Origin of the sequence: Peptoniphilus senegalensis JC140 (assembly GCF_000321025.1) — a bacterium.
GTDB lineage: Bacteria > Bacillota > Clostridia > Tissierellales > Peptoniphilaceae > Peptoniphilus_A > Peptoniphilus_A senegalensis.
In genome coordinates this window covers 119,520-130,690 of record NZ_HE610719.1, presented here as the reverse complement: position 1 = coordinate 130,690, position 11,171 = coordinate 119,520, and the positions used below count along the sequence as shown (strand labels likewise).

General features: G+C 34.5%; 9 protein-coding genes and 1 CRISPR repeat array. All 9 genes read right to left on the bottom strand.

Annotation, left to right across the window (positions count from 1 at the left end):
- Positions 1–33: 33 nt before the first annotated feature.
- Positions 34–1,708: direct repeats of the CRISPR family, unit length 28 nt; unit sequence GGATCACCCCCGCACACGCGGGGACTAC.
- Between the two features lie 29 nt (positions 1,709–1,737).
- Positions 1,738–2,232 carry a 3'-5' exonuclease gene (locus tag PTSHG_RS10160; protein WP_238318774.1) on the bottom strand — a complete coding sequence of 165 codons (495 nt, stop codon included), beginning with the start codon at positions 2,230–2,232 and terminating at the stop codon, positions 1,738–1,740.
- Positions 2,233–2,297: 65 nt separating this feature from the next.
- Positions 2,298–2,639, bottom strand: a complete 342-nt coding sequence (gene cas2e / locus PTSHG_RS10155; RefSeq protein WP_238318773.1) for a type I-E CRISPR-associated endoribonuclease Cas2e — start codon at positions 2,637–2,639, stop codon at positions 2,298–2,300.
- Positions 2,639–3,583: a type I-E CRISPR-associated endonuclease Cas1e gene (gene cas1e, locus PTSHG_RS08890; protein ID WP_019108552.1), complete on the bottom strand. Its 945-nt coding sequence runs from the start codon at positions 3,581–3,583 to the stop codon at positions 2,639–2,641. The genes cas2e and cas1e overlap by 1 nt, the downstream gene beginning before the upstream one ends.
- Position 3,584: 1 nt before the next feature.
- The gene (gene cas6e, locus PTSHG_RS08885) at positions 3,585–4,223 is read right to left on the bottom strand and encodes a type I-E CRISPR-associated protein Cas6/Cse3/CasE (RefSeq protein ID WP_019108551.1); all 639 of its coding nucleotides are present in this window, start codon (positions 4,221–4,223) and stop codon (positions 3,585–3,587) included.
- Position 4,224: 1 nt separating this feature from the next.
- Entirely contained in the window at positions 4,225–4,938 is a 714-nt protein-coding gene (gene cas5e / locus PTSHG_RS08880) for a type I-E CRISPR-associated protein Cas5/CasD (protein WP_052316797.1), read from the bottom strand.
- Positions 4,931–6,019, bottom strand: a complete 1,089-nt coding sequence (gene cas7e / locus PTSHG_RS08875; RefSeq protein ID WP_019108549.1) for a type I-E CRISPR-associated protein Cas7/Cse4/CasC — start codon at positions 6,017–6,019, stop codon at positions 4,931–4,933. The genes cas5e and cas7e overlap by 8 nt, the downstream gene beginning before the upstream one ends.
- The gene (gene casB / locus PTSHG_RS08870) at positions 6,006–6,620 is read right to left on the bottom strand and encodes a type I-E CRISPR-associated protein Cse2/CasB (protein WP_019108548.1); all 615 of its coding nucleotides are present in this window, start codon (positions 6,618–6,620) and stop codon (positions 6,006–6,008) included. Before casB ends, cas7e begins: the two co-directional genes overlap by 14 nt.
- 9 nt (positions 6,621–6,629) lie before the next feature.
- Complete coding sequence (locus PTSHG_RS08865; RefSeq protein WP_019108547.1) at positions 6,630–8,315, bottom strand: type I-E CRISPR-associated protein Cse1/CasA; 1,686 nt, start codon at positions 8,313–8,315, stop codon at positions 6,630–6,632.
- A 4-nt stretch (positions 8,316–8,319) separates the two neighbouring features.
- Positions 8,320–11,067, bottom strand: coding sequence for a CRISPR-associated helicase/endonuclease Cas3 (locus PTSHG_RS08860; RefSeq protein ID WP_019108546.1), 2,748 nt, complete (start codon positions 11,065–11,067; stop codon positions 8,320–8,322).
- Positions 11,068–11,171: the final 104 nt, after the last annotated feature.

The window sequence follows — 11,171 nt, the reverse complement described above, 5'->3', positions numbered from 1 at the left end:
TTTCTTTCATCTTGAGATAATTCTGGAAGAGTAGGATCACCCCCGCACACGCGGGGACTACTACGGATACTCTGACGGAACACCAAGGTTTAAGGGATCACCCCCGCACACGCGGGGACTACGAGAGGATAGCATGGAAAGTAAAAACAAAGTGAGGATCACCCCCGCACACGCGGGGACTACTGCTGCCCCATTTTTCAGATAGACTTTCTTTAAGGATCACCCCCGCACACGCGGGGACTACTGCCACCACTTCTCCCAATTGTTGGCTCTAAAGGGATCACCCCCGCACACGCGGGGACTACTATTGTGGGTTAGCAGTATCAAAGAATGTACCAGGATCACCCCCGCACACGCGGGGACTACTATCTATCATATCGCCAGAAACAGGACAAGCAAGGATCACCCCCGCACACGCGGGGACTACACATACTTGTGTTCTAAATAAATTCATTGAACAGGATCACCCCCGCACACGCGGGGACTACTTGTCAATTATTTTTGAATAAATGTTTTTTTCAGGATCACCCCCGCACACGCGGGGACTACTTTTGAAAATTTAGAGTTTGAAATTGAAGATTGGGATCACCCCCGCACACGCGGGGACTACGGTTGTTGTTTTGATACTCTTAATAATACATCAGGATCACCCCCGCACACGCGGGGACTACAAACTTCTCGCAAGGTATATTCATTCCCTAATAGGATCACCCCCGCACACGCGGGGACTACCCAAATTCAACATAATCTGCATAATCTGAGTTGGGATCACCCCCGCACACGCGGGGACTACTCATCATTTAAATCCCTTTTTCCAAGGATCTCAGGATCACCCCCGCACACGCGGGGACTACTTACAATTAGGACAAAATTTGTCCTTACATAAAGGATCACCCCCGCACACGCGGGGACTACTCCAAAATACCTAATTTTTCCATAACATCAGCAGGATCACCCCCGCACACGCGGGGACTACTGCAGCTTTTAATGTTATTTGCATTTAATATTAGGATCACCCCCGCACACGCGGGGACTACATTTCTGGCAGAGATGAAACTATTCAAGCAATGGGATCACCCCCGCACACGCGGGGACTACCCACCCTAGTGCTTGCATTCCAGCTTTCTTCCAGGATCACCCCCGCACACGCGGGGACTACAAATTGTTGATAGAGTCATAAATTTAATATTTAGGATCACCCCCGCACACGCGGGGACTACAATGACTATGATTATTTTTATGTTCAGGATATAGGATCACCCCCGCACACGCGGGGACTACTAGAAGTAGTCATATTAAATCCATTTCACATTAGGATCACCCCCGCACACGCGGGGACTACAAAACTTGTACAAACCCTGTTGTCCCGTCGTGGGGATCACCCCCGCACACGCGGGGACTACGTTATTCTGTTATTTTACGCTGGGTAAAGGTGAGGATCACCCCCGCACACGCGGGGACTACACAAGCGTCTGATTTTCAACACCTTTAACATGAGGATCACCCCCGCACACGCGGGGACTACTCTCCTTCAAAGATTTCAATGCCCTTATTATCAGGATCACCCCCGCACACGCGGGGACTACAGTAGTCTTAGACCCCAAGGCAGAAAAGGCTTAGGATCACCCCCGCACACGCGGGGACTACTCTTTCTATCTCCACTTTAAACTATATCACAGAGGATCACCCCCGCACACGCGGGGACTACAGTTAAAAGATCCCATAATCATGCCCTTTTTATTTTAACATATCCAATAATTTTTTCACTTTTAAAATTAACTTTTCTTCTAAAATTGCATCTTCCAATGCCCTGTGAGGTACTTCTTCCTCTATTCCATAGGTTTTCAAAACTGTGTTAAGTTTATAATTTTTAAGAAATAAGTTTTCTTTTTTTACATATTGCATGATGTCATAAACTTTATTTTTTATCTTTGGCAAATTTTCTCTAGCCAAGGCTTCGTTTAAAAATTGTACATCAAAATTTACGTTATACCCAACAAGATTTTTTTCTCCAATAAACTCTAAAAATTCTTTTAAAGCTTCGCCTATAGGCACTCCTTCTCTTTCCAACATTTTATCATCTATCTTAGTTAGCCTTACTATTTCTTCTGGCAATTTTCCTTGAATTTTTATTAATCTATGAAATTCTTCTCTATTTTTTCCTACTTTCACTGCACCTATTTCAATAATTTTATTATTATTTATGTCCAGCCCGTCAGTTTCTATGTCCACTACTACATATTCTTTTTGTTTTTCCTTTTCTGCTTCTTTTTTTAATTTGCCATGCTCTATATTTTTTATTTTTTTAATTGAGCTGCCTTTGAAAATCCTTCTTTTAAGGTCTTTTCTCTTTCTTTTTCTTCTTTTTTTACAAGAACTAATGGTAGACCCTCTAAATCTATTACTTCTCTAATTCCATTTATAGTTTCAAAGTTATAGCCAATTTCGTTCCTGTGATAATAAGATATTGTCGCCTCGCCATCTTTTAAATTATCTTTAACTCTCTCCCAAAGTTTTTCTCTAACTTTTGTGTTGAGATTTCCAACATATACTCCAGTAGCCACTTCTTGCAGCCATTTGCTCAAATCTCCTCTAAGAGAATTGGGAACTTTTGATAGTGTTATTACTGTGAAAGGCATTAGTTATCACCTTCTGTGTAATTCACTCCATATTTTACTAATTTTCCATTGTCATCCCAAAGACTTATTGTGTCTAAATTCACTAAATCATCTGGATTTATTTCCATTAAATACTGCAAATCTTCTACAATTTTTTTCATCAATTTTCCATCTAGGCACTTATCTCGAAGCTTCTGTCTAGCTATTCTTCCTATGTTGTCGTCTTCCGATGCTTCTTCTGCTATTTCAAAGGAAAGCGGTATTGTGTATTGAGCCTTGTATAGGTCTGCTACATCATAGACAAAGGATTTATCATGACCTGTATGGACGAAACCAAGGCCTGGTGACATTCCTAAGGCAACTATTACACTGTGACAAACTCCATATAGTGCTACATTGGCAGCTGATAAGGCTTTATTTACTATTGTGCCCTCTTCATAATTATCTGGGTCATATTCTCTTTTTGTCCATTCAACTCCATGTAGCTTTGCTTCTTTTCTGTACAAATTTCTTACTCTAGCTCCTTCTCTTCCTCTAAGCTGCTGCATAGTTAGTTTCATGACATCTTCATCTGGAAATCGCATTTGATACATTTTTCTTGCCACTAATAATCTAGTATTTCTGTTTGAAAATAATACTGCTTGTTTTTCAAGAAATTTTGTGGAATGTGCCAAAGGTCTTCCGTTAGCATAAAGTCTTACTCCTCTTTCTCCAGCCCAAATTATAGATGTGCCTGTGTCGGCTAATAATTCAACTGCTCTATGGCTTATATCTGTACCTGGTCCTAGCATCAATATGCCTATTATGGCAGCTGGTATTTTTATTATTCCCCTGCTGTCAACAACTGTCAGTGCTCCGTCTTGTCTATTTATCTTTGCGTGCTCAAGATAAATAAAGCTAACCCTATCTTCGATTCGAGGTAGTTCTGTAAGTTCAGGCTTTTTCCCACCAGCAATTTCATTCATTTCACATCACCGGTATAAGGGTCATCATTCCAAAACCATAAGCTTTTTCTCTTCCCATGCCCTCTTTAAGTGTCTTTATAAATCTTTCTCTATCCTTTATCTTTAGCTTACCCTCATAGACAACTTTATTTAGTTTTACATTCCTCATACCTCTTTTCTTGAGAAGAGGATGCGCCCTCTCGACTATTTGAAAATCTTCGTCTTTTAATTCAAATCCATTTTTTAGAGATCTATCTAAGAAAAACTTCCTTTGGTCTTCGATGTTGTAGCAGGGATATATTTTTCCTCTGCCTTTTGTATTTTCATCCATTTTTGATATTACAGGGTTCAAGGCTACTCTAAATCTAAATGTCTTACCTTCTTTTAGTTTTTCTAAAAATTTTTCATAATCCTTTGTCTTTGCAGTATTATCTACTCCATATTTTTCCAAGGCCTTTAAATCTGGCTTTACTTCTGAGACTATTAAAAGAAAAGTTCTATCGCCTATTCTATCAATTCTCCATAATTTTCTACTTCTCTCTTTTTCGTTAATTTCCTCTGGAAAACTCATCTCAACCCAATTGTGGTAAGCTCCAAGATGAGTGAGGTCTCTAATTTTTCTTCTGTTGTTAAGGTCAATTTCAACTTGTGATATATACATATTAACCTCCTATTGCTCCAAAGGCATCATGCTCAGTCTCTCCCACATTCCTATCTACTTCGATGTATAAAAAAGATTCGCCTCTATAGTCAAACTTTCTCTCTCTTTGCGAAAAAGAAATTGCCTTGTCCTTTCTAAGTTTTTCTCTGGAATTATTTATAATTTTTGAATCGCCACAAATTTTTAGTCTATTGCTCTTAGTTAATCTATTAAATTTACTCGCTTGCCAATCTGTCTTTTTTAATAATTCAATTGCTTCTTCTTCGTAAAGACCCATAATAAAATCATAAGTAACTGGGCAAGATCTTTTCCCCAAAAATATTTGAAAGTAAGGTTTCTTTAAGCTTTCATAAATTTCATTTATAAAGTCATCGTCATTGTGACTTAAAGCCACTAAAAATATAGCATCAGAAAGATAATATCTATTTGTTACATAATTTCTATCAAGAGTTCCATTAGCTTTTAATTTTTGTGCAATATGATAATCTCTTAAAAGAACTCCAGCTTGATCGATTCTCACTCCAAAGTCTAATTCATTTAATTTTTTTAGTTTTTCTTCTTCATCTCGCCTATATCCTAGAGAGGCTGCAAGCATACCTAAGACTCCACTCTTTGATGGATAGTCATCAGTATGCCTAGTTTCAAAATTTGAGCCCGTGCCCCAAGCTTGCAAAGGCCCCTGAAATTTTAATAAAATACTTTTCAATTTACTCACCCAATTCGTCAGGTATTATTTCTCCAAGTTTTTCTTCTAAATCTTTTAATAGAGCTTTAAAATTGTCTTCAACTTTTATTCCATCAATGCTATTAAATTCATTTAGTGATAGGCAAAAAGTTGCAAGAGGTTCTTCTACAAATTTTTCTGATTTTTTGTATTCTTTTAAAAGTTTTTCTACTGATTCTTCCACAAAGCCTTTATTTTTGTAAGCCTTTACTGGGTTTTCAAAGGCACTTACAAGATTTACTGGTCTATCCTCTCTCAAAGTAACAATAATAAATGAAGGTATAGTTGTGTTTGCAAAAGTGTTAACTTTTCCTGTAGGAAGTGATTTTGCAAAAGCTTCTACAAAGAGTTTTAAGGCGTTAATTGTCTCTTCCTTATCGGATAGTTGTCTCACAAATTCGTGAACAGCAACATTGGCGTATCTATATAGGGTTGAGGAATTATATTCAATTGTTTCAAGCATGCCAGCACCATTTTCATCGTCTTTTTGTAAATCATCTAGAGCAGTAAAGAAATCAAACTCTGTCTCAACAGCATGAGTTGAAATTGCATGAGCAACTTGACATGATGCATCCTCAGTAAGAATAGAGTCATTTGCAAGCATTCTACCAAATAAAGCTATATCAATAGTTAGGTCATCCTTAAGAATATCTCTTAAAAGTTTTTTATCCTTAACTTTATTTACAGCTGCCCTTGCTAAATTTTCCGCTTGATTTTTACCTATAAAAAATAAAGCTTTCGTTTTATGTTTTTCAATTTTAACACCAGCATTATTTAAAACATCTTCTGCCATTTTTAACGCTTCTTCTTCTGAAAGATTATTATCAATTTCTCTAATTTTAGAAACAACATATTCTGGGATTTTATAACTTCTAATTCCTAGATTACTATTTTCACATTTTTCATTAAAATATTTTCTAATTGCTCTCTTCCAACTTTGCGAACTTACTCTAGCTCTCCTAACTCCACCATATTGGGCAGTCTTAGGGCTACCAGTGTCATCTCTATTTACATTAGATGGCGGTAATGTTTGTATAACATTAATATCTAAATATAAGTTATTTTTCTTCATTTTCTTCTACTCCTTCTTCTTTTTCATTTTTTACAAAATAGTATCTGCTTGCCCATGAGAATTTTACTTCTTCTCCATATCCAGTTAAAAATTTATATAAATCTCCTGAAAGTTTTGTATAATTAACTTTCGCATCAGTCTTTGACTTTAAAAGTTTTATCATTTGTCTCATGTGATGTGACAATTCTTCAAAGGTTGATGATGTGATCATAGTGTTAAATCTTCTATCAACAGCTACAGAATTTTTTTCACTCCTTAAAAAGCTCAAAGAATAGCCTAAGTTTTTCCATTTCTCATCTTCATCACTTAAAAGCACGCTATCTTTTTTTGACTGCTGATGAAGTGCATAAAGCTGAATTGTTGTTACTACTGCCTTTTCTTCATTTGTTAATTTCCCATCAGCGCTTAAAAAATCCTCCGGCAAATATCTAAAAAGCAATTGCAATAAATTTGTTGAATTATTTAATGGTCTATTTATTGAATTCCTAATATTAGCCAAATTTCCTCTAGATTGTGAAGATTTTAGATCACTATCAATGTCATTTATTATGTTTCTTGTAACTGATTCAACTCTAAAGGTCTTGCTCTTTTCTTTAACCATTATATCCTCCTATCCTATAGTTTTATTTAAAATATTTATAAATCTATTGTAACAAGTTGCAATATTCATAACTTTTCCATCTTTTGCGATACCCCTATAATCTCTTGAACTTGCCTGGAAAATAATTTTTTTAGCCTCATTTTTTACGAGAGATTTTAATTCATCTCGCCACTCTCTAGTCTTTTTATTTTTGTCATCATTTTTCTCTATGCTAGCAAGCCATTCTTTAAAAGGATCATTGAGTTTGTAATAAAGTTCTTCCACTTTTTGATTTTTAAAATCTTCGCTCTTGTCATTTCTAACTGTCATTAAGTCAGAAATAAAATATCCAAAAATTCCACCGACAACTTTTTTTGTTAGGTCTACTTCATCATTTATTCTAGGCACCCAACCATCTTTTTCAATATCATTAAGTACCATTTCCTTTATTGTCATGTCGTCATAAACTTCGTCTATTGGAACGCTGGATGTTCGGACTCCATTATCCTCCAAACTAATTCCTTTAACCGTAATGTTATAATTTCCTAATATTTGTTCCTTTTGGCTAATATGTTTAATAATTTCAGGAACTTTTTTGTGTTTTTCATTGTTTGTGTAATCTTCTGAAATAGTTAACATCCCAAAAGAACGCCATAAAGACTCATTGATTTTGTGCTTTCTTTGAATATATTCACCTTCTCTAGGACCTTTCTTTATAAGAGTCCATAAAGTCATTGGCTCAATTGTTGGAATTTTTTCTCCAAATCGTGGAAATATAACTGTTCTCATCTTAAAAGGTTCATCGAAATTAATTTTTGGATCAACATATATTGCTCGAGCCCAAATAGTATATAACTCTGCTAAATTATTAGGAATATCATTAAGAAGCCTTTTTTTAATAATATCTTGAGAATTGTATTCCCAACAAGGTCTCTCAACTAAACCAGTATGAGTGTTTTCATTAAGCGGTAATAAGAGATTTAAAATTAAAGTTTCAAACAAGTTGTTACCTTTTAAATATATTCCACCTAATTGAAAAAGCCATCCTATATCTCCAGTATATTTTTCAGTATCAAATACCGCTTTGTCTGATAATCCTGAATAGTTTTGAAATGTTATTAGCCATCGCAATGCTTCATCTTCTGTCATAATTTCCTTGTTGAAATTCGCACTATATTTAGGTGAAAAAAGTGCAGTTTTATTACTGCTTTCACAAATTTTTCTATTAATAGTTTTACCTAAAACTTCTGTTGCTTCTCCTTTCTTTAACTTCTCGTTACTTATATCTTCCTTTCTCACTTGGTAAAAAGGATACTTTTCATCTAAAAAGTAAAAATGATCCTTCCAGCTATTTAAGTAATCATAAAGGATTTTTGGAAATTTTTTACTTTCCCACAAATTTTCCCAAGTTTCTTTTAAACTAGCTGTGTATTCATCAATGTCATCTTCATCAATATCATTAACTTGTCTAAATTTCTCATCAAGTTCTATTCCCTCATGAGGATTTCCATAATAGTCAAAGCGAGAGAAAACAGTTTGCAAAATAGCTAATAAAAGTCTAGTTATTGCAAAATCTTGAGTCTTAGTGTCTGTTGCAATGTCTGTATATTTTTCTGCATTCTCAAAAATTTCAATAAGTGAAACTTTTTTACTCTCTGAGTTTTCTTTTTCAATAACAGGAATCCAACTTTCTTCCAATAAATTATATCTTCCCAAATTTTCACACCCTTTCATACAATAAACCAAATTTTTTATCGTATCTTAATTTATAACCATTTAATATAAAGGAATTATCCTCATCAAAAATAATTCCAAGAGATCCCCTAAGCCAAGTCTTTTCTTGCCACTTTGACAGATTCTTTTTGTTATATTCCTCAAGTTCTTTTATAGTATTGTCAAAAGCCTTTGGAAACTTACTTAGGACTAGAGGTAGTCTTAGTGTTTCTCTTGCGATAATTTTTGCAGTATCTGGATTATCAAGATTCATGGATAGGTCAAAGTCATCTCTAAAGCTTCCATATCCCTTAGAAACTTTTTTTAGAGCAATGACTTCAATAGTGTCGTCAATATCTCTAACTCTTGCATATCCAATTTCTTCTGTGTCAAGGGGAACTGGAGTCTCCAAAAGACCAATGAGAGTTTTTTTACCAGTGTGATCTGGTTTTCCTAGCCTATAGGTCTTGGCTCTTTCTTTTTTATTATTTATATTTATATCTCTTCTCTCTTTACTATTTTTTATTAATTTCAACAAATCCTCTTTTAAGTCGACTTCTCCACCTTCATAAACTTTGTCAACTAAAATAGAAATGTCTTCAGGAATTTTTATAACTTCTGGCAAAAAATATTGACTCATCATTAAAATATATTCGTCATAAATAGCCTTGGTTTTTTTCTCATATTCAAAATTTTCACTTGTACCAAGGACATAAAGCCTTGGATTTTTGTAAAATTCACTTCTCTTTATGTCATGTCTTTGCAGTCTTCCCACCCTTTGTATAAGTAAATCTATTGGGCAGAGGTCACTTATCATTACATCAAAATCTAAATCAAGACTTTGCTCAATAACTTGAGTTCCAATTATAATTTTTCTCTTGGGTCTTTTTGCATTTTTTGAAACTAAGCTAAGTAATAAATTTTCTCTTTCAATCCTGTCTGTTGCAATGTAATTGGAATGCAAAAGTTCAACAGACTCACTTCCAAATAATTTTTCACACTCTCTTGCAAGTTCCTGTGCATCCTTTACAGTATTTAAAATTATTCCAATAACACCTTCATTTTCATAAAGCTGTGACAATAAATCTAATAAATTTTCCTTATCTTCTCTTATGACTTTTATCTCTTTATTTTCTCTTTTACTAAAATTATTTTGAAATTTTATCTCGTCACCATCAGTATATGTAATTAAGGGATAAGCAGTAGATGAAATTTCTTCAGGTTTTTTCACTTCCTTCCACTTAAGGCCACGACCTCTCATATAATTTTCTACAAGTTCAAGTCTCCTATTTTTAGGAAGAGTTGCCGACAAAATTATTACAGGAACTTTATAGGCACCCATCCACCTAAGAGCTTCATTTAAATATTGCATCATATAGCAATCGTAGGCGTGAGCTTCGTCTATAAGAACAATTTTTTTTGAAAATCCAAGATGCCTTAGTGCCAAGTGTTTTTGTTTTAGTGCAAGAAGTAAAAATTGGTCCACAGTTCCAATTATAAAATCATCTAAAGCAGTTTGTTTTCTGCCAGAAAACCACTCATTAATAATTACGCTGCCTTCTTCATTTTCTGGCTCAACATTCTTTGCAAGACTTGTGAAATCATCATTTAAAGATGCCTTGCTGTGAGATAGTCTAATACTTGTATTTAACTCAAGGTCTTTTGATAAATTTTTAAGCCAATCTTCTACTCTTGTAAACATTCCATTTGAAGTAGCTTGCGTTGGCAGTCCAAAGAAAAGTCCGCTCCTATTAGTCTTATAAATTAATTCCTCAACAGCTGCAAGAGATGCTTCTGTTTTACCAATGCCCATTGGTGCCTCTAAAATTATAAGACCAGGATCTTTTGCTCGAGAAATTGCATCTACAAACCTTTCTTGAATTTCATTTGGTGAGTCAAATCCAAATCTACTTTTAAAAATATCCTTAGTTTCAGAAAAATTATTTATGTTTATGGGATCGTTTTTATACCACTTACTCCAGCCTTCTACAAAGCGTTTATAATTATCCTCTGGCTCAAAAATTTCTATATCAAAGAGAGGAAAATAATTTTCATTACTGCTAATCCAGTCTGCCATAATTAATAGACCTGATAAAATAAAAGCTCCCTCTTGACTTATTTTTGGAATATCTTCTATGCTTTTAAATTCAGCTTCATCCATGGCATATTTAAAAATTTTTCTCTGCTCTTCATCCCATTTTTTATGTACTTCATTGTTCTCATCTTCATATTGAAAATAATTTGATGCATAAGAAGATTTTTGAATATCAATAATTCTAGCAGAATCAATTGGTTTTCCATGATGAGCACCAACTATGGATGCTACATCATCGCCCACTCCATACCAAGAAAGTAAGCACTCTGAGCCAAGAGCGTGATGACTCATTTTAGAAGAAACTCTGTCAAAATTTTTCAAGTCATAAAAACCATATGATTCCAATCTCTCTATTAAATAATCATCTAAATCACTTGAATTTTTGTAGCCTGGCATAGTTTGAAAAACCGGAGAACATTTATGTAAATCGTGAGTCAAAGCCAAAAAAATAGAGAGGTTCTTTCCAATTTCCTCTCCACTAATATCTATTGAATTAAAGCTCAAGGAATCTATGATAAAATTTTTTTGACCAAGACTTAGATAATGCTCCCAAAGACCACAAATTACATTTCTTGTGTCTTCAAGATGCTGTCTTAAAGGTAGCCACTTAAAAAGCCCATCCTTTTCTTCCTTCTTCGCCCAAAAAAATTTACTTATCATAATGATCTCCTGATAATCTAAAAATTATAATGTCTTTAATAAAATTTTATCACATTAACATCTTATTTCAATTGAAATAAAAAAGTATTTCTAAAATTTTTTAA

Coding starts and splice junctions, on each gene's coding strand:
- cas2e (WP_238318773.1), bottom strand. CDS start 2,639: ATGCCTTTCACAGTAATAACACTATCAAAAGTTCCCAATTCTCTTAGA.
- cas1e (WP_019108552.1), bottom strand. CDS start 3,583: ATGAATGAAATTGCTGGTGGGAAAAAGCCTGAACTTACAGAACTACCT.
- cas6e (WP_019108551.1), bottom strand. CDS start 4,223: ATGTATATATCACAAGTTGAAATTGACCTTAACAACAGAAGAAAAATT.
- cas7e (WP_019108549.1), bottom strand. CDS start 6,019: ATGAAGAAAAATAACTTATATTTAGATATTAATGTTATACAAACATTA.
- casB (WP_019108548.1), bottom strand. CDS start 6,620: ATGGTTAAAGAAAAGAGCAAGACCTTTAGAGTTGAATCAGTTACAAGA.
- PTSHG_RS08860 (WP_019108546.1), bottom strand. CDS start 11,067: ATGATAAGTAAATTTTTTTGGGCGAAGAAGGAAGAAAAGGATGGGCTT.